The following is a 21,038-nucleotide window of genomic DNA, read 5'->3' as shown; positions in this document are numbered from 1 at the left end:
ATGGCAGTCACTGTCGTCGTCGGAAATCCGAAACCCGCCTCACGCACGCTCACCGCGGCCACCCTGGTCGCGAGGGGGCTGCGACCTGAGGTGGAGCCCACCGTGATCGACCTGGTCGAGTTCGGTCCCGCGCTGCTCAGCTGGGGTGACCCGGCCGTAGCCGAGGCGGTGCGCACCGTGGCGGGCTCGGAGCTCGTCGTCTTCGCCAGCCCCACCTTCAAGGCGACCTACACCGGTCTGCTCAAGCTGTTCCTCGAACAGTTCGAGGGCGGGACCGGCCTGGAAGGCGTGCTCGCGGTCCCGGTGATGCTCGGCGCGGGACCGGCCCACGCTCTCGCGCCCGACCTGCTGCTCAAGCCCGTGCTCGTCGAAATCGGGGCCACCGCCGCGTTGCCCGGGCTCTACCTGTCCGATCGCACATTCGCCGAGGACGGCGTCATCGACCGGTACAGTGGTCGGTGGCGTTCGGTCGCCCAGGCACTGGCCCACAGCTCGAAAGCTGCGAATCATGCATGACCTGTTCGAATTCCCCGCCGACGGAGCCGGTCTGCGTCGCGCGTTCGCCAACTTCCCCAGCGGCGTCGTCGCCGTGTGCGCCGAAATCGACGGAACCCCGCACGGTCTGGCGGTGAGCACGTTCGTGCCCGTCTCGCTCGATCCGCCCCTGGTCTCGTTCTGCGTGCAGAACTCGTCGGCCACCTGGCCCAAGCTCGCCGCCGCGAGCCACCTCGGTCTCAGCCTGCTCGGCACCGACCAGCAGGCCGCCGCCCGCTCGCTCGGCACCCGCGACGGCGATCGCTTCCGCGATATCCAGCTGCACCGCGGTTCCGGCGACGCCGTGTTCATCGATGGCGCGTCCGCCTGGATCGAGGGCGTCCAGGAAGCGCACGTCCCGGCAGGCGACCACGCGGTGGTCATCCTCCGCATCCACCGCATCGCCACCCGCACCGACGTGGACCCGCTCGTTTTCCACGGCAGCAAGTTCCGCCGACTGCACGCGGAATCGGCGAACGGGGCGGCCTGAGGGGCTGGTTCACTCGCCAGAACGCGGCGGGGTCCGTCCGGTCGTGCAGGGGACGCGACGGCGTCCTTGCAAGACCTGACATCAAACTGCGTGACGCAAGTTGCCGGTCGAAGCGACCGGACGACCTCTCACGGCCCATGGTTGGGCTGTACCGGCGGCGCTGTGGGAGACTCAGGCGTCTCCTACGGAAAGGTCCGGCTATGTCGCTCGGGATGGTTCTCGGTGATTTCCCGCGCACTTCGGCGCGGGCGTAAACAGGCGACCTGATGGCCCCTGTGCGATAGCAGCACAGGCGATTTCGCGTCTCCGCGTCGAGGTGCTCTTCGTGCCCTTTGCACGTTCGTACACGAGGAGTACGCGGTGTCCACCGTTTCCTGGACCGAGGACAACACCTGCCCGAGCGCCCGTTGGCATTCCGAGAATGGCGCGCCACCACCCGATTCCCTCGTGGTGGTGAACGACTGGACGACTGCCGAAGCGGCTTGCCGAATGGCGCGAGCGGGGACCGGCCTGCTGTGGCGCGGTGATTTCCACAATGCGCGGCAGTTGCTGCGGGCGATGGGTCGGCGGGTCGAGCGGAAGGTTTCGCTGGGCGACGATCCGGCCGAGGCGTTCCGCCGGTATCGCGCGTCTCGTCGGCGGCGCGCGGAAGTGCTCGGCAAGTTGCTCGTGCTGCTGGAAGACGACTATTCGCTGGCGTTGCGTCGCGCTCCCGATGTGCGGCGCGCCTGCACCGAAGCGTACGGCGCGGCGCGGGGGCGTACGGTGGTCGCGCTCACCGAGTTGCTCGGCGTGCTGGGGGCGGCGCAGTGGCGAGAGAAGGGTGTGTACGTGCCCGCGCTCGGCGACCGCATTCATCCGCACTACGGTGTGTTCTCCCCGGTCCGGGGCGAGTACATCGATCTGGTAGCAACCGCGCCGCTACCCGCGCGGACCGAGACAGCCTTCGATCTCGGCACGGGCACCGGCGTGCTCGCCGCCGTTCTGGCCCGCCGCGGTTGCACTCGAATCACAGCCACCGACAAGAGTTCCCGTGCGCTGACCTGTGCCCGCGCCAACCTCGACCGACTGGGCCTGTCATCCATCGCCGTGCAAGGCCCGGCTCTCTTCCCGGACGGCAAGGCCGACCTGGTGGTGTGCAATCCCCCCTGGCTCCCCGGCACACCTACCTCGATCCTGGAAAGCGGCGTATACGACGAGAACTCGTCCATGCTGTACACCTTCCTCTCCGGCCTCCGTGCCCACTTGCGCCCCGGCGGCGAAGGCTGGCTGATCCTCTCCGACCTCCCCGAACACTTAGGCCTGCGCCCCCACGACGAACTCCTCGACCGCATCACAACCGCAGGCCTCCACATCACCGCCCAACTGACGACCCGCCCCACCCACCACCGAGCCCACAACCCCACCTCTCCACTCCACCACGCCCGCACCCGCGAAACGACTTCCCTCTACCGCCTGGCACCTCGTTGAGTGGCACATCACGGAGTGGTTACCCCCGTCATCCGAGACCGTCGGATAGTCGGCTCCGGCTCACTTTCGGTGGTGGTCGAGGGAGGGGCGACGACACGATGCCTCGGTGGTCGAGGTCTGCGGCGCCGGGTCCCGACGGGTCCACGGAGTCGGCGATCGGCGCAACGCATCCGCTGGTGCGTCGGATACCACCGCGCGCCTCATAGGTCGTTCGTTCGGCGGCAGCCCACGGCGTAATGATCGCATCGGCAACGGGTTTCGGGGGCGAAGTTGACATTGCTAGTCGTTTCAGTGAAGACTGAAATGACTAGCAACGACGGGAGCTTTGATGGATCTCCATATCGAGCAAGTGACGTTCAACAGCCTTGGCACCGCGTGTGCTGGTGATCTGTATTTGCCCGCGGCGGACGGTCCGGTCCCCGGTCTGGTGCTGGGGCACTCAGGGGTGATGGTGAAAGAGGCGTTGCGAGTGTTCGCACCGTATTTCGTGCGGGCGGGGTTCGCGGTACTGGCGATCGACTATCGCACGGTCGGGGCCAGCGCGGGGCAACCTCGCGGCCAGGACTACCCGCAGCGACAGACGGAAGATTTTCGTAGCGCGGTGTCGTATCTGCAAACCCGCCCGGAGGCGGACCCGAATCGGATCGGACTCTGGGGTGTCAGCATCGGGGGCTCGGTGGCGACGCAGGCCGCGGTATTGGACCGGCGCGTGAAATGTGTTGTGGTGCAGAGCCCGAGCGTGTGGAACGGATGGCGATATCTGGAGCGGCTGCTCGGCAGGGAGGGCGTAGCCGCGCTGCGGGACCGGTTGGACGAGGACTGGGAGCGCCGATATGTCGGCCACGACAGTGCTCGGGTGCCGCACCTGACGCTGCGGGGGGAAAACGTCGAGAGCGCACCGGATCTCGCCGCCGAGATGTTCCCGAACTACCGGAACGAGAAGACCCTCGACTCCGCCGAACGTCTGCTGACCTTTGCGCCGGAGGACCTCATTCATCGCCTGGCGCCGACCCCGCTGCTGATGATCGCCAACGGCGGCTGGGACCCATACCACATGCTCGAGGAGGCGCAGAGCGCCTTCGCCAAGGCCGGCGAGCCGAAACGACTCGAGATCCTGCCTTACGACGTGCTCGGTCTCTACACCGGTCCCGGGCTGGAGGAGGCCATGGCTCTGGCCGTCGAGTGGTTCGACCGGCACCTGCGCCGGACCCGCCTTGTCGCTCCCACCCCGGAGCCGACCCGGGAGTCGGTGACCGCTATGCCACAGTAATCGAGCCGAGTACAGCGCAGGAGGACACAGCATGCCGGAACCGGATCGACAGCGCGCCACGCTGGAGTGGGTGGAGCGAGTCGCTACCTTCTGCGTCGAGGAATGGGCACTGCCCCCCATCACCGGGCGAATCCTCGGCCTACTGATGATCTGCGATCCGCCGGAGCAATCCGCCGGCCAGATCGCCGAGGCGATCCACGCCAGCCGCGCCTCGCTGACCTCCAACATGCGCCTGCTGACCACCATCGGCCTCGTCCGCAAGGTGCGGATCCCCGGTGACCGCACCGCCTACTACCGCATCGAGGACGACGCCTGGGAGAAGGTCATCCATCGCAAAATCGCCGGCCTGGGCGCCTTCGGCGACATCGCCGAGGACGGACTCTCCTTGGTCGGCGGCACCGATCCCGCTCTCACCGAACGCATCCGGGCCGCTCAGCAGGCATTGACCTGGCTGCGCGACATCGCCGCCCGACACACGGACACCACCACCTGAAGGACCGATCGTGCTCCGAATCCGACCCGACCTCGACCCGATTCAGGAAACCCTGCTCCTCACCCTGCAAGCCCGAGCACTGGACGCGACCACCCGCACCCCGATCCTGGGCGACACCCACCAGGCCGAGCTGGCCGACCGGATCGACTACGACTTCACCGAACTCGAGCTGAAACCCAGCCTCATCTGCGGAACGGCGCTACGCGCGAAAAAACTCGACGACGCGGTACGCGCGTTCACCGCCATGCACCGAAATGCGGTGGTACTCGATCTCGGCTGCGGCCTGGACACCCGCATGCTCCGATGCGATCCACCCGCCGATGTCGACTGGTACGACGTCGATTACCCTGAGGTCATCGAACTGCGCCGACAGTTGCTTCCGCACAGCCCCCATCCGCTGGGCGTCGATCTCACCCAGCCGGGCTGGACTCAGCAGCTGCCCGCCGATCGACCAGCCATGATCGTCGCCGAGGGCCTGCTGCCTTTCCTGCCCGGCGACACGTTCCACACCCTGATCCGCGAGGCGACCACACACTTCCCGACCGGTGAGCTCGCCCTCAACGGCTACACCCGTTTCGCCGCCTGGGCCATGAAATACCACCCGTCGATCAAGGCCCTCGGCATCAGCGCCGCCCAAGGATTCGACGACGCCCACGAACCCGAAACCTGGGGCGCCCGCCTGACACTGATCGAAGAACAACTTCTCACCCGCGCCGGCGAAGTCGACCTATTCCCACAACCGTTACGCGCGGTAACCCGCGCCATAGCCCTCAGCTCAGGACTGTCTCGGCAAGCCAACCGAATACTCCGATACGCCTTCTAGTGTCTCGAGGCATCGCGCCGTCACCCCATCCTCAACCACCACCGTAGAGGCCGGTGATGTGGTGGTCCGCACGACGTTGAAAGTCATCGCCGCCGTTGCAATCTCTCTTGCAGCACGTGCAGGTTGGGCGAACGCCACGGTTACATCCAGCGGATTACCTCTGAAGCCCATGTCGAGCCCGCAACCGGCTCCCGTCGGCACTCAGGCGACTCCTGTCGGCGTCTCCTCGGGCTCGAGCGACGCCCAGTCTCTGGCCTGCCTCGTGCACGCCCTGTCCAGCGGCGCCTGCCACTGCCTGTAACCCACACCACCCCCAGCGGCGGTAACCGCCCGGCACTTCGTTGAGTGGCACATGACGGAGGGGCTACTCGCGATTCGTCTCAACCATGGGCCACTCGACTGATGGTGCCTATCTTTGCCGCGAGGCGTCCGGCCGGATTCTGCCCGTATCGATGAGTGTTTGCCAGGCTGCCTGCTTCCGGCGGCATGCGGTGATATCGCAGCTTCGGTGCCGCTGCATCATCATGTGCGCCTCTGCGACGTCGGGGGTATCGGCCAGGCAACCCACAGCCCATGATCTGTCGCCTGTGCGGGGTGCGGCGACACGCCCCTCCATGGTGTCGTGATCCGGGGGAACCTGCCACCACAGCGAGGCCGCGACTGCGGGGGCCATCACCAGGAGCGCGGCGCCGATACCGATCGCGAAAGTGATCCACCCGTTCATTCGGCATCCCCCTGGTAGAGCTCCGGTGTTCCGAAAACCGGGCCTGCGATTCTGAACTCATCGCCTTGCGTACCGTTCTCGTCGACGAATACCCAGGTCTGCGGTTTATCCACAGCCATCCACAGGGGTCCCTCGGTCCTTGCGATGGCGAGCTTGGCAGCATCGTCGGCGGAGAAGGCGGCGCGCACGGCGGTGAGATCAGGGGAATCGTCCTTCGCGGTCATACCGTCCTCGCTGGTCGATGTGGTTGGTGTGCACCCGGCGCCGGGGCTCTCGCCGTCGGCTGGCGGTACGGTGCCGCCGACGGACCGGCATCACCCGGCGTCGGGCGCCTACCGGTACTTTCCAGCGGAAATACCGGCTATTGAAGCCACGCGACTACTACGGAAGACCTACGCTGACGTTCACGGACGAACACACAGATGGGCAGATCAGATGATCGTGACCAAGTGGACGGGGGTCGAGGTTCGTGCTCTACGCACTGCGGCGTTGCGTGTCAGCCAGCCGGAGTTCGCCGAGATCATCGGCTTCACTGTTGCAGCGGTACGCAAGTGGGAGACGCGGCGCGAAACTATAGAGCTGTCAGGCAGATACGCCGCAGCGATGGACACCATGCTCGATCGGCTAACCGATTCTGAGCGGGCGCGGTTCGAAGCCGCGCTCATGCCGGGGCCGCGCTCCGCAAGCATGCGCACGGTCGCCGACACTTTCGAGAATCCCACCGATATCGCACAGCGGGTCCAGGCTTTGACCGAAATAGACACGGACGACAACGTTCTCGACATCCTGATGCTGGCAGTCGACGACGTCGTACACCGCTACGAATTTGAAGGGCCGCGCCGGCTGGCACCCGAAGTGATCACAGCACGTCACCAGGTCGAGGCGATGCTCGGGCAGCGTCGACACCCTGCGCAGCTTCGTGCGCTCTACTCCATCGCCGGCCGACTGTCGGGCGTGCTCGGGTACATGGCGGTCAACCGCGGACGTTTCGGGCACGCCCGGATGTACTGCCGCGAGGCGTTCGCTATCGGCCAATTGCTCGGCGACACCGATCTACAGGCATGGGTGAAAGGCACCGAGAGCTTCTGTGCCTACTACCAAGGCGACTACGCGGCGGCGGTCCGGGCGGCCTACGAGGGGCTGGACTTGGCAGACGGTGGGCCGCAATCCATCCGCCTGTACTCGAACGGGCTGGCTCGCGCTCTCGGAAAGGTGGGCGACTCGACCGGCGTCGCGGCCGCGATCGCCGCTGCGACCACCACGGCTTCCGCGCTCGATACCGGCCCCGGCCTCACGCCCGCTCTCACTTTCGCTCCCTACGGCGAGGCGCGGATCATGGCAAACGCTGCCACCGCATTCCTTTCGGCAGGTGAGTACGAGCGCTGTCTCGGGTACGGCCAGCAGGTCGAGGATCGAGTCGCCGACTCGGACTCGGTATGGAGCCGATCTCTGGTGCGTCTCGACATGGCGGCAGCGATGCTCGGCGCCGGTTGCCGCGATGTCGAGCGGGCCGCGTACCTCGGAGTCGAGGCGCTCAACACGTCCAGCGATCGCCCGATTCGCTCGGTCTGGCAGCGGGCGCACGAGCTCGGAGCGATTATCGGAGCGATCCGCGCGCGTGGTTCGGACGAGTACCTCGGTTCGCTGCGGGCGTGGTCGTCATCCGCGCGGGAGTTCTCCGCGCCGGAGGGGTAACCGCTCAGCCGAGCGGGAGCACGGCGTGGTCGGTCCAGCGATACCGGCGGCCGTCGCGGCGCAGCTCGACCAGGTCGACCTTGCTGACGCGCACGGTGACCGGCGGCAGATCCCGCAGCGCGGCGACTTCGGTGATCAGCGCCGCAGAGTGCCGGGGTCTGTTGAGGTAGCCGATTCCGATGTGTGGCCGAAAGTCGGTCGTCTCGGCGAGGCGACTCGTGGGCCGGTGTGCGGCGGTCGCCGCACGAAGCGCGTGGTGCAACGTGAGTAGGTTGTGCCACGGGGCGACAGAGAATCGCAGCGCACTCGATGATCCGGTGAGCGGTCCTACCTCGAGGTCGAACGGTGCGATATCGGCGAGTCGTGCACGTGCGGTCTCCGCGATACCCGCGAGTTGTTCATCCGATACTTCGCCTACCTTGCCGACGCTCAGCAGAGTCATGTGCAGAGCATCGAGGGGCACCAGGTCGATCCCACCGTCGGCGAGGGTCTTCTGACACCGCTCGGCGAGATCGGTCAGCGCGGGATCGTCGAAAGTGAGATACCAGTAGTAGCCGGACCGGCCGGGCGCCCATGACTTCAGAGTCCAGTGGTCGTGCAAGTTCTCCAGTTGCCGAAACGCCGTCCAGTCGTTGGTGCGAATGGCCGCCGCATCGGACGTCGATGCCGGCTGCAGCAACGGGAATGGGCGTTTGGCAGGAACCACACGATTACTCGTTCGCTAGTCAAAGGGAAAACCCGCCCTGGTCAGGGCGGGTTTCGCGTGGAGCCGATGACGGGAATCGAACCCGCGCTGTCTGCTTGGGAAGCAGATGCCCCAATGATATCGACCTGGGCTATTGTTGTAAATCCGCTGCTGGTAACCGCTTTGGCTGTTGCTGCGATACCGTACGATACCAGAGCATAGGGTACAGGGATAGGGTACAGCTACGGTCAGAATGGTTCTGACGTACCAGTCTGCTGTGAGCAAATGCAGGTGCGTACCCATGGTCCGTTCAGTGGAGCACGGGGTGATCGGCATGGCAAGGAACGAGCGCGAGAAATTCCGCACGCCCGGAAAACGGCGCCGCCGGACCAAGGGCACCGGCGCACTGTTCCAGCGCGCCGACGGCATCTGGATCGGCCGCGTCGAGATACCCGACGACCTCGACCCGAAGCGCTACCGCTCGCAGATCTCCAGTGCCGACAAGGGCAAGGCGATCGAAAAGCTCGAGGAACTGAAATTCGAGATCGCTCAGGGCCTGGAACAGCTACAGAAAGGCATCACCGTCGAGACGTGGATGCTGCAATGGCTCGAGCACAAGAAATCCGAGCTCGCGCCGAACGTATGGAAGTCCTACCGAGCGACGATCCGCCAGCAGATCATCCCGTCCATCGGCCACATCCGGATGAACAAGCTCAAGCCATTGCACATCCGGTTCCTGGTCGAGTACTGCACCACCGCGACAAAGGAAATCCTCGTCGAGGATGACGATGGACAGTCCGAGGTGCAAACCGTTCCGAAATGGAAGTCCCGGACGATCCAAGTTGCCTACGACCGCATGAGCCAGGGCCTGGACGCCGCGCTGAAAGAACGCCCGCCGCTGGTGCGGGAGAATGTCGCGAAGTTCGTCGCCCGGCCGAAGGCGGTGAGCGCCGAGATCCCCCATCACACGGCCGAACAGGCGCGCAAGGTGCTCGCCACAGCCATGCAACGGAAGAACCCGTACACGTCACTGATCGCTGCGCGCTACCTCACTGCGATGCGCCGCGGCGAGCTGCTCGGGCTCGAAGAGGACCGCATCGACTTCGAGAACCTCACCATCGACAAGAGTTGGCAGCTGCAGTGGCTGCCGCTCAAGGAGGGCATGAAGTACAGCGACGACCCAGACCGCTACGACGTGCCGAAGGGGTACGAGATCCGGCCGCTGTACTTCGGTTCCGCATTGGTGCGGCTGAAGACCCGCACGAGCTACCTGATACCTATGGCGCCCGAACTGGCAGCGATCCTGCAGGTCTACCTCGAGAACCGCAAGCCCAACGAATACGGGCTGGTGTGGACCTCAGCGGCTGGTAAGCCGATCCAGTTCGCTGCCGACGCCGAGCTCTGGGAGGACGCTCAGTCCGCGGCCGAGGTTCCGATCATCCCTGGCCACGGAGGTCGGCACACCGCGAACAACCTCCTCGAGATCCCCGAGGCCGACCGTATGAAGATCCTCGGCCAGTCGACCGTCACCGCGAACCGGATCTACCGGAAGGTGGACCTCGGCCGCGCCCGGGCGGGGATGGGCGAGTTCTCGCGCTTGCTGCTACCGGAGGTGATCGTGCCTGGCCAGTCCTGAATCACGCCGCCGTCGCGGCCAGTTCGGTGCGCGGTCTACCGAGGCCGTAGAGGCCGGCCACGGCCAGGGCCGCGTTCAGTGGCAGGCTCCATGCCGTCACTATGACCCCTGCGTAGTCGCTCAGCACTCCGGGCGCGGCGATCAGCAGCGCGATCGTGGTGATGGCGTAGGTGATTCCGATGACGCCGACTGCGGCGAGGGCGATCATCGGCGCCCGCCGGATGCCGCGCCGCGACTGGAGCGCCACCACCGCGGCCGCGACGACGAGCGCGGAGGTCGCGCCGACCGTCAGGGCGTACAACACGCTGTAGATGACGCTGAGTGCGTCGTGCAGCTCCCATTCGTCCGACACCGGGTAGCGACGGGCGTCTCCGGCGCGGGATGTCACGATCATCGCGAGAGCGACAGCCCCCATGAACGTCGTCCACGCGCGTTGGTAGCCGAAGGGGCGCAAGGCTATCAGGCCGACCAGCCAGTTCCGTGCGACCAGGAACAGCACATGGACCAGATCGCTTATGTTCTCGCCGAACACCCCGGCGAGCGCCGAGTCCACCGGCCCGTCGAACACCGGTCGCGCGCTGGCCACTCCGAGCAGAGATGCGGCCAGCGCGAGAGTCAGTGCGCGCGACCGTCTATCGGACCACGCGAAGATGAACCGAAACGAAGCCACAGCCAGCATAGCTAGAACAAGTGTCAGGACGATCGCGGCGAGCACAATCGACAGGTTAACGCCCATATGTCCGATATAGCTGGCCGATCGCTCAAAGTTACACTACTTTCGGCGGTAGCCGATCGCGGCGTCCAGCTTCTCGGCTGCGCGCTCGGAGAAAGTGGGGACCTCGCCGCGGTCGACCCGCCCTTTCGCGGCCTTGTAGATCTCGTCGCCCGTTGTTTCCAGCGCATCCGCGATGGCGGCGAGCTGCTCCACGGTCATGGCCCGCTCGTCATACTCGAGCCGCTGATACACGTTGTATCTCATCCCGGCCCGGCTCGCCGTCTCCTTTTGAGACAGGCCGAGCTCCTCGCGGCGAGTAAATATCTCGCGCGATAGCGCCCAGTTCAGCTCTCCCCGTCGTGCCAGCGCCATGACCTCACCCTAAGCTCGGGAGCTCCATCGATGCATCCACGTCTGGTGACAGAGCGGAACAGCGTTCCCCCCTGGTCGACGGTCCAAACCTGGATTGTCGAACCATACCTTGCAGTACTCCCGTTTGGGAGTTATGTTTCAGATCAAGCGTACGTGCTCTAGGGCACACGCGGGAACCTATCCGAATAACGCGCCCCGACCGGCCATCTCGAAGGGAAGACCTGCCGCCGCGCATGAACCCAAGGGGTGGCCAGTGTGGGCTCGGCGATCGTTCCAGAACTATGAAGCGCAGGGGTTGTGAACGGGGAATCGCCCGAGCTATTCACGGGCGCAGAGCAATTGGCCGCGCTGCTCGGAATCCGCGTGATCGCACCCTATGGCGAGATGGTCACATGCGGTTGCTGGTACCTCGTCGGATCGATCGGCGTGCGACTGGACCAGCGGATCGAGGTCGTGCCGTGCTGTGGGCTCGGTGGCCCCGCCCGTGAGTGGCTGCTATCGGCAGCAGTGCAGGTGCGCACGCGCGGTATGGCAACTCGGGACGGCTGGCAGTTCCATCCGAAATTCGGATGGTATACGGACGTGACCTACCGCTCCTGCTCGCCTGACTGTAGATGCTCGAGCAGTCCCGCTCGGCGGGCGTCGCTGGTCCTGACGAATCGCAGCTTGTCCGGATTCAGCGCCCCGTCCGGCATATAGACGTCCGACATCGGTACATCGTCCTCCGGCACCGCGGCGAGTCGATGCTCCAACTCTTCCGCCTCGACGAGGGCGCGCAGCACTTCGAGCGCTACGCGCCGCCGCTTAGGGGATAGGTGATCGACACCCTCGGGGAGCTCGTCTCGGAACGGGTTTGTCGGCTGTGGGCGTTGGGCCGCTTCGAATGCCCTGTACTCGGGGACGCCGGCGAGGTGGGCGATTGCCCGGATAGTCGAGTCCGACGGCTTCGACTTGTACTTGCCGCTGAGGATTAGCGACGCGGTGCCGCGATTCAACCGCATATCGACGCCCGATGTCCGCGCTGCCTTTTCGACCTCCGCCTCCATCGCACGCGTGGACATGCCGCGGTCGACGGCGGACTGGAGTAGGTCACGCAATGTGGTCACGGGGTGTGAGTCTCCTCAAGGCGTGCTTTGTTGCATAAGTAGTCGGCTGGTTAGTGGTTGGCAACCTTCCGCCCCAATGATCCCACATCTACCGGCATAAATGACAGTTGACAGCTTGGCAAGCCGGTGATTAGTGTCATGTGCATCGGTTGACAGCTTGGCAAACGGAGAAGCAGGATGGCGATAGCGAGAAGAAACCGACGCGTCGGAAGAAAGAGGAACTACTGGATGCGGATCAAGGATCCGGCCGCCTTGCGAAGGTGGAGGAAGCAGAAGCGCTACACCCAGCGAGAGCTTGGAATGCTGGTCAGGCGGTCGCATACAACGATCTACGCGCTTGAGACCGGTCGGATGAAGACGGTGACCGAAGATCTCGCGATCTCGATTGCCGCGCGGCTGGATGTGCCATGGGAGGAACTGTTCACCGCCCATGAGGATTTAGCCTTGCCTGAAGTGTCAACCGATGCGCGCAGCGAATGCCGAGCGGTGTCGTGAAGGCTAACCAAATCAGGCCTGGCTTGCGTGCAAGTGCGGCAAACGCTGCCGTACGCCCGAACGCAACAATTGAACAGCCGCCCCTGGAGGCCACGGTCGACGTGCGGCCGATCGCGTTCGATCTCGCGGGAGCGATGGCCTACACCGGTCTGTCGAAGACCAAGCTCAACGATCTGGTGCGCGACGAGGTGCTCGTGGTCCGCAAGGAGGGCACGAAGAACCTGTTCATGCGGGATTCGTTGGACCGGTACATCAACTCGCTGCCCGCGTGGGGGACGCGATGAGCGGCGCCCAAACCCGTACCCGAGAACTCGATTCGATCTATGAGCAGCTGCAGGCCGAGGGCTTGCTGACCGGCGACAACGACAACGACGCACGCCTGGTCGCCGCCCGCCGCCGCGTGCTCCGCCGCCCTCAGGTCGGCGGTGCCCGGTGAGCGCGTGGCAGACGGCCGCCGTGTTCGTCGCGGTGTGGGCACCAGTGCTCGCCGCAGTGACTCCACTCGCGCGGCGCGCCTGGTCGCGGAGGTCGCGGTGAGCGGACTGATCGCAATCATCCTGCTCGGCGCGCTCGGCGCTTCCGGGCTCATCGCCCTCACCATCGCCGCCCTACGCAAGGAGTGAGTCGTGAATCCGCATGTCCCTCAACCGGAAAGCTGGCTCGGCCTGCTGGCCGACCTCGCCCGTGTCGGCGCCGTGCTGCTGCTCGGAGTCCTGGTGTTCCTGCTGGTCACGGTGGGCTTGCCGCTGTGACTGCGCATACACCCGGCGAACGCGCCGCCCGCATAGACGCCCACATCTCCGAGCTGTTCGACCGCGCCATCAACACACCGACCCTGACCGCACAGGACTGCGCGGACGCTGCCGCTGTCGTGGATCTCGTCGCATCGTTCGCGGAGCTCGCCGTCCAGTTCACCCAGTGGCAGCAGCTGCTGGACAGGAATCGTCCCCCGATTCCAGGGGGATCGTGACCCGGACCAGCGGCGAGGTAGCCCGCTGGTCCGGCGTCACGCCAAACCGGTTACCCCACAGCGCCCGTCGAGCCGGTAACTCGACGGGCGCATCCCGAGACAACGAAGGGAAGCATACAAGATGACGACATCCAGGCAGTTCGTGAAGTGCGAGACGCCACCAGTGCACCGACTGGAGGGCTACAGCGCGCGCGATGGACGCTTGCATGGGTCGCTGGACCGGGTGGTGTACGCCTGCGCGGACCACCTCGACCAGGCCCGCGCACAGCTGGGGGTGCTGACCGAGTACGCGACCGCGCCGGTGGCCGGGTCGTTCGAATGCGGGCGCGTCCTCGAATTCGAATCGGCGCCACGCACAGAGGATGCCGCGCATGCGCAGCAGCCGCAGGACGTCGTGGTCGACGGCGGGCGTCCGCTGCACGACCTCGATTACGCGCAGCGCGCGAGCGCCCCCATGGCACCCACTGAGGTACCGAACAACGTGATCCCTGCTGCGGCCCTGGCTGAGCTGGCGCGTGACATCGAATTCGCTGGGCTGCCACAGCTCGCCGCCCGAGCCCGCGCGATCGTCGCCTACCTGGGCTACGTCGCCGAGTCCCTCGACCAGGTGCGTGCCGACCTCACGATGCTCGCCGCGCACGCGCCCGACGTCCAGGTGCCCGCCCGCGCCACCGGCGAGCAGCTGCTCGAGGTGGTGGCTGAGTGACGACCATCAACACCACCACGCAGGCCGAAGAGCCGGAGTGGATGCGCGTCCGGCGTGAAATCGGTAACGGCTACCTCGACCCGGTCACTGACGACACCGCTCAGGACATCGACTACCTGATGGCGCGGCTGCGTCGAATCCTGGACCGCACAGAGCAGGTCGGGTCACTGCGCTACCTGCCCGAGGACATCGAACAGCTGATCACAGAGCTGCGCCCGCACGGGCGCGCGGGCGATGCCGCGTTCGCCCAGTTGCAGGCGACGTATCCGGGGCTGTTCTGGAATCGCATCGGCGGCAAGTTCGTCGGGATGCCCCGCGCCTACCGGCGTGACTCCGACTCTGCTGCCGCCGAGCAGTGCGCGGCCGAGCTCGGCCTGGTCGAGGCGGAGCGTACGCCGCAGGGTCGGCGGGACTGGCGCGGCATCTACGCCGATCTGCCGGTGCGCGTGCTGGGTGCCCCGGCGGCGGAGGTGGCCCGATGACCGACACCGCGGTCGAGTTCAACCAGGTGCACGCCCGCGTGCGAGACAGCCTCGACGCCCTCATCGAGGGCATGGTCGCGGGCCAGAAGGCGTGCCCGTCCGGGCAGCCGGTCGACTCGCAGCGGCACACGCTGCCCCTCGTCGGCTACATCATGGAGACCTACCGCCCGGAGACGCTGCCGATGCTGCTGACCGAGGCCGTGATCCGCCTCGCGATCGCGAAGGGGGCGCGATGAGCCCGCTCGCGCACATCATCGAGATCGCCGTCGTCGCCGCTGCGCTCGCCGGTGTGGCCGTGTACTTCGCCGGCATGGTCGTCGGCAACTACCTGACCCGCGTTCTGCGGCCCCCCGCCGATTCGGTGGATCAAGCCGACGCACGGAAGGTGGACGGCCGGTGAGCTACGAGTTCGAGTTCTTCCACAAACTGCCCGCGCCACCGAAACCTCGGTCGGTGCTGGCCGAGTTCGCCGAGGCGCTGCGCGACCGGCCTCGGGTGTGGGGTAAGTGGCCTGTGGAGTTGGCCCCGGGGTCGGCGCGTGTGGTGCCGTCCCGCGTCAACAGCGGCAAGTACAGGACGCTGCCGTCCGACCGGTTCCACGCCGTCTCTCGTGGCGGTGTGGTCTATGTGCGCTACATCGGGCCGCGCGGCCGGGCGCCGGTAGACACCGATATCGACGAGACGGCCGACGAGTGCGAGGGCGTGCCCGTGCGCACCGATACCCAGCCGGATCCCCGCCGCGGGATCGACCGCGAGTTGGGGGTGCGGTGATGGACGACACCGAACTGCGGGTCGGTGACCAATTGGGCGAGGTCCGCGAGAGCACGGCCGAGGAGCGCCACCGTGCGGCACTCACGGTGTGCCGCAACGCCGGCGGCTCCGAGGACGCCGCTCGGCTGCTCGAGATGCTCGGTCTCACTGGCGCATTGGCACGCAAGCTTGCCACGTTGTGCCGCCGATGCGACCGGCCGATGAGCAACGTCGCGCTCATCGGCCACGCGCGCCGCGGCCGCGACGGCATGTGCGAGTCCTGCTACCGCAAGGCGGGGGTGCAGTGATGGGCAAAAGCATTCAGATGCTGGACCTGCTGCGCCGCATGGCACCAGCGTGGATGGACGACGGGCTGTGCGCCGATCACCCCGATCCGGAGTTGTGGTTCCCGGTGAGTAAGGCCAGCGACGCCGCCGCCGACGCACGCGCGGTCTGCGTCAGTTGCCCGGTGATCGGCGCGTGCGGCATCTACGCCGTCGCCCACGGCATCGGTTACGGCGTGTGGGCCGGGCACCGTATGGACGTCCAGCGGGAGAACAAGCGGCTGCGGGCACGGTATGACCCGAACTACCGGCCACCCGCCCCGCCGAAGCCAGACGCGCGTGGTGTCTGCGCCCGGTGCGGGCAGGAGTCGCTGCAACGCAACCTTTCCGGTGACCCGCCGCGCTGCCGCGGCTGCGCCCGCGGTCACACCCCGATCGGGATCGTGCACGCCCACATGCAGACGCTCATCGACGCGCAGTGGACATTGCGGGCGATCGCGGACGCGGCCGGGCTGGACCGTTCGACCGTCCGCAACATCTGGCACACCAAGACTGGCCACGTCACACCCGCGAACGCGGACGCCATCCGCGCCGTCGGGCCTACGCAGGCGGCCGCCTCGTGACCGGCACCCGTCCAACAGCCACGCAATCGCCGAAGTCGTGCCCGCGCTGGGCGCCTCAACCTGGAAGGCCAGCTCACGAAATGACCGCTCCCCTCTGCTTCCTCGACACCGAAACCGACGGCGTGCACCCCGGCCGCAAGGCCTGGGAGGTGGCGATGATCCGCCGCGAGCCCGACGGGACACAGCATCAGACGCAGTTCTTCATCGACATCGACCTCGAAACAGCGGACCCGTTCGGGTTGCGGGTCGGTCGTTTCTACGAACGTCACCCCTACGGCCGGTATCTCGCGGGCACCATCCCGGACTTCTGCTTCGGCATCAAGGACGACGGCGAGTTCCTGCGCCCGCGCGACGCCGCACACAACATCGCCCGCTTCACCCACGGCGCGCACCTCATCGGCATCGTCCCCAGTTTCGACACCGAGGTGCTGGCGAACCTGCTGCGCGAGCAGCACCTCACCCCGGCGTGGCACTACCACCTCATCGATGTCGAGACGCTGGCGATGGGATGGCTGCACGCCTGGGACCGGCAGACCGAGGAGGTCTTCGCGCCGCCCCTGCCCTGGAAGTCCGAGGACGTCTCCCGGTCCATCGGCGTCGAGCCACCCAGCGAGCAGATGCGGCACACCGCGATGGGTGATGCCGACTGGGCCATGCGGATGTGGGATCGGATCACTGGAGGTGTCCAGTGAGCTACCCGCACAGCCTCCACGCTGACACGACCGAACGGTGCCCCGACTGCGGCACAACCGGGAACAGCCACCCGTCGTACTGCCGCTACCAGGATGCCGAACCGATGGGCTGCCCGCGCGGGTGCCCCGAAGGCGAATGCTACTGCGCCGAACCGACCTACGCCGACTTCCTGACCTGCCGTAGCTGCGGCAGTGATGACGGCGCCTGCTACTGCGGGGAGGGCTGATCCGTGACCGACCACCGTATCGCCGCGCGCAAGGCGCTCGGCTACATTCCGGCTGCCTATGACGACGCCCGGTCGACCGCGCTCGCTAGCGAGGCCACCGCGCACGCCCTGCTCGCCATCGAGGCTCGCCTCGGTGAACTCGTCGAACAGCAGAAGCTCGCCAACACGATCGCGGCGTTCGGCACCGACGGCGAGGACGGCCTGATCGACATCGTCGACCAGGCCGCCGCCGAGACCTACGTCCGCGCCCGTGTCGGCCGCATCGTCAACCCCGCCCGGAACGGGGACACGTGAGCGACGACGTAGTGGTCGGGCCCTGGCCCGGCAGCAACCGCTACGGGGTGACGCCGGGGCGGCCCAAGCCCCGGCGCCCCATCCCGAACCGCTACCGCGTCGGCAAGTACGGGCCGGTCCAGCTCATGGACTGCCGCGAGTGCCGGCGGCCGTTCGTGCCTGATGCCGAGGTGCCGCGCGACCGGCTCTGTGCTGAGTGCCGCAAAACTGGCGAGGAGGCCGCGCCCATGTTGGAACTCGAGGCACCGGATCCGTCCGGTGAGGGGGCACCATGACCGGGCTGGTCGAGGGGCAGTTGGAGGACGGGACCCCGACCCGGCTGGCGGTGCAGTGCCGCCGTTGTGGCAACTGGCTGGTATCAGCGGCGTCAGTGGATCGGCGGCTCGGCCCGACCTGCGCACGTCACGGCATGACGCAGGCGCGCATCGAGGCCGAGCACTACCCGCTGTTCGAGGTGTCCGATGCGTGAAATGCGCTACGCGGTGGACGTATTTGAGCGGGACACCCACGAACGGTGGCTGTCCCTCCTATCGACCGTGTGGAGGCGCGTGGTGGATTCAATGACGGGCAGCGCGCGCGAGCTGATGCCGGTTGACACGTTCGAGTGGCAACGCATTTTGCGGCGCGTGCAGATCCCTGCTAGTGCAAAGCATTTGGGGCTCATGATGTCCACGTACGCGAACGGCGACGGGTCGCACATCGTCGCGGGCGTCGAGCGGCTGGCGCGTGTGATGTGCGTGTCCGAGCCGACCGTGAAACGGGGCCTCGCCGAGCTGCGCCGGGTGGGCCTGGTCGAGCGCGTGAAGCAGGGCAACCGGCACGCGAAGAAGTCGGACGAGTATCGGCTCACGATGCCGTCGGATGTGCTCGATTTGCCGATGCTCGATCCGGACGAGGAAGCGGTGTCTGGGGGTCACTCATGATCCGCAGACATCGCGCCGCCGCCGCAACTCTGGGGATCACTAGTGATCTGTGGAGTTATCCACAGGGTGGCGATCTAGGTATCGCCCATGATCCCCGGAGTTATCCACAGGCCGAAAGTCTGGGTATCACAGGTGATCCCGGGAAATCGGCCCGCCGGGAAAGTCTGGGGATCATCCACGAAAAGTCTGGGGATCATTTAGAGCAAGTCTGGGGATCACCGGTGATACGCCACCAACCCATACCAACCATTACCAACCAAACCCGCCGCGTAGCTGACTTCTCAACGCAACTCACGACCGCGCGAGCCGGGCTGTGGAAAAACAATTCCCCATCGAGTGAGGTTTGGCGATGAGCGGCCAGCCCCTCCGGATCACCCGCCGCCCGTCTGCGGCCGAACCCGCCCCCGCAAACCCGTGTCCCGATCTACCCGCCTGCCCCAAGTGCGGGGCATGGGTGGCGGACGAACGGCTGCACGCCGAGTTCCACGACAGCTTCGTGTCGGCGGAGCGGTGGATGCGGCGAATGTCGGAGGTGCTTCACCAGGTGATCCGGGAAGACCTTCCCGCCTATGACGACCTTGTTCCCAAACCTGGGGACATCCAGCCCGCCAGTATCGACACCCAGGAGACCCGCCGCCATGCCTGACCAGACCCGCCCCGTGCCCGCCGCCGAGTGCCCCGACCCGTCGGTGCACGGCAACCCGCTGCGGTACTGCCCTTTCTGCGAATGGATCGAAGAGACCAAGCCCGTCCACACCGACCGACTCACCGACGAGCAGCTGCGGCGGATCGCCGAGGGCACTGACCTGTATCCCGACGAGCGGACACCGCAAGCTACCGGCATCGCCCGAATGGCAGCCGAGCTGATCGAGCTGCGGGCCCGCATCACCGAACTGGAGGCAGCGCATGCCGCAGCCGTCAGCGTTGCTCGCGACAACTCCCAGGCGCTCGACGATGCGCGGGCCAAGCGCGGGCACATCGGCTGGGTCACCGGCCACCGCCACGCAGACGGCAAGTGGCACATCGCGTTCGACGGTGAGCCTTGGCTGACTCTCGACGAGGCGAAGGTCGACGTGCAGCACGCCAGCGCCGAGACTCCCGATGTCGAGTGGCGTGCGCTGGCGGTCTACGCCGAGACCTGGCGTCCATCCGCCCGCGAGATCACCGACCCCACCGAGCTCGATGCATTGCCGCGCGGCTCGGCTGTCCTCACACGCAACGGCCGCGTCTGGCAGAAGGCCGTCACCGCGGCAACGGAATGGTGGCCCGCACTCGGCAATTGGAGCCGGGCGGCCACCTCCGAGCGGCTGCTCGGATTGGGCATCGTCACCGTGCTGCATATCCCGGCAGACGACTGGCTGCGCTTCGTGCCCGCCCATGTCGCCACCGAGGAGGACGGCCGTGGCTGAACGCATCACCGAGCAGACGCCCCTTCAGCGCGCGCTCGCCGAGGCGTGCGAGTTCACCATCCGCCACGGCGTCCACCAGCCGCTCCGCCCGGAAGACTTCGGGATTCAGCGCAGCGCCATCGGGCTCACGACCGCGACCTACGTCGACAGCGACCACGCCGTGACGGTGACCGTCGACAGCCACGGTCAGGCCCGGTTTGGTGTCGCCGAGCTTTTCTGGATGCACCTGGAAGCCGACGAGGACCGCGACCCGTGCGCGGACTGCGGCGAGTGCTCGAACTGCGGCGCGACCGAAGCCGAATGCGAATGCCGCCGGCGCCCGATGGTCACCGTCTACCTGCCCGGCGACGCACCGGCGGAGAGACACTGCCCGCCAGCGCACAGCGATCCGGTGATCCGGGACTTTGCCGACGTGGATCCGGAGGTGCCGGAATGGATGCTCTGATCACCGTCTACGGCAAGCCGGGCTGCCAGCAGTGCCGCATGACGACGCGCCACCTCGACAAGCTCCAGGTCGAGTACACCTACCGCGACGTCACCACCGACCAGGACGCGCACGACATCGTGACCATGCTCGGCTACCTGACGCTGCCGGTCGTCGTCGCCGGAGATGTGCACTGGGCCGGATTCCGGCACGAGCGCCTCGACCGGCTCGCCGAGATCCACGCCGCCGCACCGGACAACGCCGAGCACGAGCAGGCCGCGGAGCAGTACCTCACTGAAGGCGGTGCGGCATGAGCTACCACTCCGGCCGCTGCTGGCCTCCAGGCACCGCGATCGAGGACGAGTGCCCGTGCCCAAAGGAGGCGTGCGGGCTGGTCGACCTCCAGCGCGCCGTCCCCGAGTGCGAGCACCACCCATTCTGGCGGGCGAAGTCCATGCGGCAGGGCCACAGGGCCGAGGACTGCCCGGGTACGCGCCAGATCGGCGGCGCGGCATGACCCTCGACCGCACCGGCGAGCCCCGCTCCCGACGGCTGCCCGTACCGCTGCCGCCCGGGTGGCTGGCTCACCCCCGAGGCCGCCGACGTGCAGCGCCCGTGCCCGCTGCACCGGCCGCGCCGAGCACCCACCGAAACCAACGACTACGACCCGAGCCGCCTGTCGCCGCGCGCCCGGGCCGCGATCGATAGAGCCGAACGAGAGGACCGACGTGCCTGACACCGTCTAC

36 protein-coding genes are annotated in these 21,038 nt (G+C 66.7%); 31 read left to right on the top strand and 5 right to left on the bottom strand.

All coding sequences use genetic code 11. The features are described 5' to 3' along the window. The 6 genes from ACL03I_RS02050 to ACL03I_RS02025 all read left to right on the top strand — a co-directional run bounded on the left by ACL03I_RS02050 (window position 1) and on the right by ACL03I_RS02025 (window position 5,080). The gene (locus tag ACL03I_RS02050) at window positions 1-516 is read left to right on the top strand and encodes an NADPH-dependent FMN reductase (RefSeq protein ID WP_355071426.1); all 516 of its coding nucleotides are present in this window, start codon (window positions 1-3) and stop codon (window positions 514-516) included. After that, window positions 509-1,024 (top strand): flavin reductase family protein, encoded by a 516-nt coding sequence (locus ACL03I_RS02045; RefSeq protein WP_355071427.1) that lies wholly within the window; start codon window positions 509-511, stop codon window positions 1,022-1,024. Before ACL03I_RS02050 ends, ACL03I_RS02045 begins: the two co-directional genes overlap by 8 nt. Window positions 1,025-1,384: 360 nt before the next feature. Then, on the top strand, window positions 1,385-2,494 hold the full coding sequence (locus ACL03I_RS02040) for a methyltransferase (protein WP_412805030.1): 1,110 nt from the start codon (window positions 1,385-1,387) through the stop codon (window positions 2,492-2,494). A 328-nt stretch (window positions 2,495-2,822) separates the two neighbouring features. Further along, the gene (locus tag ACL03I_RS02035) at window positions 2,823-3,764 is read left to right on the top strand and encodes an alpha/beta hydrolase (RefSeq protein WP_412805029.1); all 942 of its coding nucleotides are present in this window, start codon (window positions 2,823-2,825) and stop codon (window positions 3,762-3,764) included. 31 nt (window positions 3,765-3,795) lie between these two features. Beyond that, window positions 3,796-4,257 carry a GbsR/MarR family transcriptional regulator gene (locus ACL03I_RS02030; protein WP_412805028.1) on the top strand — a complete coding sequence of 154 codons (462 nt, stop codon included), beginning with the start codon at window positions 3,796-3,798 and terminating at the stop codon, window positions 4,255-4,257. A gap of 10 nt (window positions 4,258-4,267) precedes the next feature. Beyond that, entirely contained in the window at window positions 4,268-5,080 is an 813-nt protein-coding gene (locus ACL03I_RS02025) for a class I SAM-dependent methyltransferase (protein WP_355071435.1), read from the top strand. A gap of 720 nt (window positions 5,081-5,800) precedes the next feature. On the opposite strand, the gene ACL03I_RS02020 is transcribed toward ACL03I_RS02025, so the two are convergent. Further along, window positions 5,801-6,028: a hypothetical protein gene (locus ACL03I_RS02020; RefSeq protein ID WP_355071437.1), complete on the bottom strand. Its 228-nt coding sequence runs from the start codon at window positions 6,026-6,028 to the stop codon at window positions 5,801-5,803. A gap of 217 nt (window positions 6,029-6,245) precedes the next feature. Between ACL03I_RS02020 and ACL03I_RS02015 the strand changes: the two genes are divergently transcribed. Next, entirely contained in the window at window positions 6,246-7,499 is a 1,254-nt protein-coding gene (locus tag ACL03I_RS02015) for a helix-turn-helix domain-containing protein (protein WP_412805027.1), read from the top strand. A 4-nt stretch (window positions 7,500-7,503) separates the two neighbouring features. On the opposite strand, the gene ACL03I_RS02010 is transcribed toward ACL03I_RS02015, so the two are convergent. After that, entirely contained in the window at window positions 7,504-8,205 is a 702-nt protein-coding gene (locus tag ACL03I_RS02010) for a 2'-5' RNA ligase family protein (RefSeq protein ID WP_412805026.1), read from the bottom strand. A 280-nt stretch (window positions 8,206-8,485) separates the two neighbouring features. Here ACL03I_RS02010 and ACL03I_RS02005 point away from each other — a divergent pair, with 280 nt between their 5' ends. After that, window positions 8,486-9,820 carry a tyrosine-type recombinase/integrase gene (locus ACL03I_RS02005; protein ID WP_412805025.1) on the top strand — a complete coding sequence of 445 codons (1,335 nt, stop codon included), beginning with the start codon at window positions 8,486-8,488 and terminating at the stop codon, window positions 9,818-9,820. Window position 9,821: 1 nt separating this feature from the next. On the opposite strand, the gene ACL03I_RS02000 is transcribed toward ACL03I_RS02005, so the two are convergent. The 3 genes from ACL03I_RS02000 to ACL03I_RS01990 form a co-directional block, all read right to left on the bottom strand. After that, a complete protein-coding gene (locus ACL03I_RS02000) occupies window positions 9,822-10,490 on the bottom strand; it encodes a hypothetical protein (RefSeq protein ID WP_412805024.1) in 669 nt (222 codons plus the stop codon). Between the two features lie 102 nt (window positions 10,491-10,592). Next, entirely contained in the window at window positions 10,593-10,907 is a 315-nt protein-coding gene (locus ACL03I_RS01995) for a helix-turn-helix domain-containing protein (RefSeq protein WP_412805023.1), read from the bottom strand. Between the two features lie 587 nt (window positions 10,908-11,494). Beyond that, complete coding sequence (locus ACL03I_RS01990) at window positions 11,495-11,968, bottom strand: hypothetical protein (RefSeq protein ID WP_412805022.1); 474 nt, start codon at window positions 11,966-11,968, stop codon at window positions 11,495-11,497. Between the two features lie 273 nt (window positions 11,969-12,241). Here ACL03I_RS01990 and ACL03I_RS01985 point away from each other — a divergent pair, with 273 nt between their 5' ends. The 23 genes from ACL03I_RS01985 (at window position 12,242) to ACL03I_RS01875 (ending at window position 20,809) form a co-directional block, all read left to right on the top strand. Continuing rightward, complete coding sequence (locus tag ACL03I_RS01985) at window positions 12,242-12,508, top strand: helix-turn-helix transcriptional regulator (protein WP_412805021.1); 267 nt, start codon at window positions 12,242-12,244, stop codon at window positions 12,506-12,508. Between the two features lie 101 nt (window positions 12,509-12,609). Then, window positions 12,610-12,792 (top strand): hypothetical protein, encoded by a 183-nt coding sequence (locus ACL03I_RS01980; protein ID WP_412805020.1) that lies wholly within the window; start codon window positions 12,610-12,612, stop codon window positions 12,790-12,792. Continuing rightward, a complete protein-coding gene (locus tag ACL03I_RS01975) occupies window positions 12,789-12,944 on the top strand; it encodes a hypothetical protein (RefSeq protein WP_412805019.1) in 156 nt (51 codons plus the stop codon). Before ACL03I_RS01980 ends, ACL03I_RS01975 begins: the two co-directional genes overlap by 4 nt. Before the next feature lie 34 nt (window positions 12,945-12,978). Continuing rightward, entirely contained in the window at window positions 12,979-13,131 is a 153-nt protein-coding gene (locus ACL03I_RS01970; protein ID WP_412805018.1) for a hypothetical protein, read from the top strand. A gap of 3 nt (window positions 13,132-13,134) precedes the next feature. Next, entirely contained in the window at window positions 13,135-13,260 is a 126-nt protein-coding gene (locus ACL03I_RS01965) for a hypothetical protein (protein WP_412805017.1), read from the top strand. Beyond that, entirely contained in the window at window positions 13,257-13,478 is a 222-nt protein-coding gene (locus ACL03I_RS01960; protein WP_412805016.1) for a hypothetical protein, read from the top strand. The genes ACL03I_RS01965 and ACL03I_RS01960 overlap by 4 nt, the downstream gene beginning before the upstream one ends. 121 nt (window positions 13,479-13,599) lie before the next feature. Further along, window positions 13,600-14,184, top strand: coding sequence for a hypothetical protein (locus tag ACL03I_RS01955; RefSeq protein ID WP_412805015.1), 585 nt, complete (start codon window positions 13,600-13,602; stop codon window positions 14,182-14,184). Further along, window positions 14,181-14,666, top strand: a complete 486-nt coding sequence (locus tag ACL03I_RS01950; protein ID WP_412805014.1) for a hypothetical protein — start codon at window positions 14,181-14,183, stop codon at window positions 14,664-14,666. The genes ACL03I_RS01955 and ACL03I_RS01950 overlap by 4 nt, the downstream gene beginning before the upstream one ends. Then, on the top strand, window positions 14,663-14,902 hold the full coding sequence (locus tag ACL03I_RS01945) for a hypothetical protein (RefSeq protein ID WP_412805013.1): 240 nt from the start codon (window positions 14,663-14,665) through the stop codon (window positions 14,900-14,902). Before ACL03I_RS01950 ends, ACL03I_RS01945 begins: the two co-directional genes overlap by 4 nt. Further along, window positions 14,899-15,066, top strand: a complete 168-nt coding sequence (locus tag ACL03I_RS01940) for a hypothetical protein (protein WP_412805012.1) — start codon at window positions 14,899-14,901, stop codon at window positions 15,064-15,066. Before ACL03I_RS01945 ends, ACL03I_RS01940 begins: the two co-directional genes overlap by 4 nt. Continuing rightward, window positions 15,063-15,437 (top strand): hypothetical protein, encoded by a 375-nt coding sequence (locus ACL03I_RS01935; RefSeq protein WP_412805011.1) that lies wholly within the window; start codon window positions 15,063-15,065, stop codon window positions 15,435-15,437. The genes ACL03I_RS01940 and ACL03I_RS01935 overlap by 4 nt, the downstream gene beginning before the upstream one ends. Continuing rightward, window positions 15,437-15,724, top strand: coding sequence for a hypothetical protein (locus ACL03I_RS01930; RefSeq protein ID WP_412805010.1), 288 nt, complete (start codon window positions 15,437-15,439; stop codon window positions 15,722-15,724). Before ACL03I_RS01935 ends, ACL03I_RS01930 begins: the two co-directional genes overlap by 1 nt. After that, the gene (locus ACL03I_RS01925) at window positions 15,724-16,323 is read left to right on the top strand and encodes a WhiB family transcriptional regulator (protein ID WP_412805009.1); all 600 of its coding nucleotides are present in this window, start codon (window positions 15,724-15,726) and stop codon (window positions 16,321-16,323) included. The genes ACL03I_RS01930 and ACL03I_RS01925 overlap by 1 nt, the downstream gene beginning before the upstream one ends. 80 nt (window positions 16,324-16,403) lie before the next feature. Then, the gene (locus ACL03I_RS01920) at window positions 16,404-17,015 is read left to right on the top strand and encodes a hypothetical protein (RefSeq protein WP_412805008.1); all 612 of its coding nucleotides are present in this window, start codon (window positions 16,404-16,406) and stop codon (window positions 17,013-17,015) included. 230 nt (window positions 17,016-17,245) lie between these two features. Next, the gene (locus ACL03I_RS01915; protein ID WP_412805007.1) at window positions 17,246-17,536 is read left to right on the top strand and encodes a type 2 periplasmic-binding domain-containing protein; all 291 of its coding nucleotides are present in this window, start codon (window positions 17,246-17,248) and stop codon (window positions 17,534-17,536) included. Then, window positions 17,533-17,811, top strand: a complete 279-nt coding sequence (locus tag ACL03I_RS01910; protein WP_412805006.1) for a hypothetical protein — start codon at window positions 17,533-17,535, stop codon at window positions 17,809-17,811. Before ACL03I_RS01915 ends, ACL03I_RS01910 begins: the two co-directional genes overlap by 4 nt. Then, the gene (locus ACL03I_RS01905) at window positions 17,808-18,005 is read left to right on the top strand and encodes a DUF6011 domain-containing protein (RefSeq protein WP_412805005.1); all 198 of its coding nucleotides are present in this window, start codon (window positions 17,808-17,810) and stop codon (window positions 18,003-18,005) included. Before ACL03I_RS01910 ends, ACL03I_RS01905 begins: the two co-directional genes overlap by 4 nt. Beyond that, window positions 17,998-18,459: a hypothetical protein gene (locus ACL03I_RS01900; protein WP_412805004.1), complete on the top strand. Its 462-nt coding sequence runs from the start codon at window positions 17,998-18,000 to the stop codon at window positions 18,457-18,459. The genes ACL03I_RS01905 and ACL03I_RS01900 overlap by 8 nt, the downstream gene beginning before the upstream one ends. Window positions 18,460-18,808: 349 nt before the next feature. Further along, the gene (locus ACL03I_RS01895; RefSeq protein WP_412805003.1) at window positions 18,809-19,105 is read left to right on the top strand and encodes a hypothetical protein; all 297 of its coding nucleotides are present in this window, start codon (window positions 18,809-18,811) and stop codon (window positions 19,103-19,105) included. Further along, window positions 19,098-19,868, top strand: a complete 771-nt coding sequence (locus tag ACL03I_RS01890) for a hypothetical protein (protein WP_412805002.1) — start codon at window positions 19,098-19,100, stop codon at window positions 19,866-19,868. Before ACL03I_RS01895 ends, ACL03I_RS01890 begins: the two co-directional genes overlap by 8 nt. Beyond that, window positions 19,861-20,313, top strand: a complete 453-nt coding sequence (locus ACL03I_RS01885) for a hypothetical protein (protein WP_412805001.1) — start codon at window positions 19,861-19,863, stop codon at window positions 20,311-20,313. The genes ACL03I_RS01890 and ACL03I_RS01885 overlap by 8 nt, the downstream gene beginning before the upstream one ends. Continuing rightward, the gene (locus ACL03I_RS01880) at window positions 20,301-20,606 is read left to right on the top strand and encodes a glutaredoxin family protein (RefSeq protein ID WP_412805000.1); all 306 of its coding nucleotides are present in this window, start codon (window positions 20,301-20,303) and stop codon (window positions 20,604-20,606) included. The genes ACL03I_RS01885 and ACL03I_RS01880 overlap by 13 nt, the downstream gene beginning before the upstream one ends. After that, window positions 20,603-20,809: a hypothetical protein gene (locus tag ACL03I_RS01875; protein WP_412804999.1), complete on the top strand. Its 207-nt coding sequence runs from the start codon at window positions 20,603-20,605 to the stop codon at window positions 20,807-20,809. The genes ACL03I_RS01880 and ACL03I_RS01875 overlap by 4 nt, the downstream gene beginning before the upstream one ends. The last annotated feature ends 229 nt before the right edge of the window (window positions 20,810-21,038 follow it).

Origin of the sequence: Nocardia sichangensis (genome assembly GCF_047200615.1) — a bacterium.
GTDB lineage: Bacteria > Actinomycetota > Actinomycetes > Mycobacteriales > Mycobacteriaceae > Nocardia > Nocardia sichangensis.
This window is presented reverse-complemented; position numbering and strand designations above follow the sequence as displayed.

Coding starts and splice junctions, on each gene's coding strand:
- ACL03I_RS01905 (WP_412805005.1), top strand. CDS start 17,808: ATGACCGGGCTGGTCGAGGGGCAGTTGGAGGACGGGACCCCGACCCGG.
- ACL03I_RS01995 (WP_412805023.1), bottom strand. CDS start 10,907: ATGGCGCTGGCACGACGGGGAGAGCTGAACTGGGCGCTATCGCGCGAG.
- ACL03I_RS01945 (WP_412805013.1), top strand. CDS start 14,663: ATGACCGACACCGCGGTCGAGTTCAACCAGGTGCACGCCCGCGTGCGA.
- ACL03I_RS01875 (WP_412804999.1), top strand. CDS start 20,603: ATGAGCTACCACTCCGGCCGCTGCTGGCCTCCAGGCACCGCGATCGAG.
- ACL03I_RS01880 (WP_412805000.1), top strand. CDS start 20,301: ATGGATGCTCTGATCACCGTCTACGGCAAGCCGGGCTGCCAGCAGTGC.
- ACL03I_RS02050 (WP_355071426.1), top strand. CDS start 1: ATGGCAGTCACTGTCGTCGTCGGAAATCCGAAACCCGCCTCACGCACG.
- ACL03I_RS02045 (WP_355071427.1), top strand. CDS start 509: ATGCATGACCTGTTCGAATTCCCCGCCGACGGAGCCGGTCTGCGTCGC.
- ACL03I_RS01990 (WP_412805022.1), bottom strand. CDS start 11,968: ATGTCCACGCGTGCGATGGAGGCGGAGGTCGAAAAGGCAGCGCGGACA.
- ACL03I_RS02035 (WP_412805029.1), top strand. CDS start 2,823: ATGGATCTCCATATCGAGCAAGTGACGTTCAACAGCCTTGGCACCGCG.
- ACL03I_RS01930 (WP_412805010.1), top strand. CDS start 15,437: ATGGACGACACCGAACTGCGGGTCGGTGACCAATTGGGCGAGGTCCGC.
- ACL03I_RS02020 (WP_355071437.1), bottom strand. CDS start 6,028: ATGACCGCGAAGGACGATTCCCCTGATCTCACCGCCGTGCGCGCCGCC.
- ACL03I_RS01920 (WP_412805008.1), top strand. CDS start 16,404: ATGACCGCTCCCCTCTGCTTCCTCGACACCGAAACCGACGGCGTGCAC.
- ACL03I_RS01895 (WP_412805003.1), top strand. CDS start 18,809: ATGAGCGGCCAGCCCCTCCGGATCACCCGCCGCCCGTCTGCGGCCGAA.
- ACL03I_RS02030 (WP_412805028.1), top strand. CDS start 3,796: ATGCCGGAACCGGATCGACAGCGCGCCACGCTGGAGTGGGTGGAGCGA.
- ACL03I_RS01975 (WP_412805019.1), top strand. CDS start 12,789: ATGAGCGGCGCCCAAACCCGTACCCGAGAACTCGATTCGATCTATGAG.
- ACL03I_RS02005 (WP_412805025.1), top strand. CDS start 8,486: ATGGTCCGTTCAGTGGAGCACGGGGTGATCGGCATGGCAAGGAACGAG.
- ACL03I_RS01940 (WP_412805012.1), top strand. CDS start 14,899: ATGAGCCCGCTCGCGCACATCATCGAGATCGCCGTCGTCGCCGCTGCG.
- ACL03I_RS01900 (WP_412805004.1), top strand. CDS start 17,998: ATGCGTGAAATGCGCTACGCGGTGGACGTATTTGAGCGGGACACCCAC.
- ACL03I_RS01890 (WP_412805002.1), top strand. CDS start 19,098: ATGCCTGACCAGACCCGCCCCGTGCCCGCCGCCGAGTGCCCCGACCCG.
- ACL03I_RS01925 (WP_412805009.1), top strand. CDS start 15,724: ATGGGCAAAAGCATTCAGATGCTGGACCTGCTGCGCCGCATGGCACCA.
- ACL03I_RS01985 (WP_412805021.1), top strand. CDS start 12,242: ATGCGGATCAAGGATCCGGCCGCCTTGCGAAGGTGGAGGAAGCAGAAG.
- ACL03I_RS01955 (WP_412805015.1), top strand. CDS start 13,600: ATGACGACATCCAGGCAGTTCGTGAAGTGCGAGACGCCACCAGTGCAC.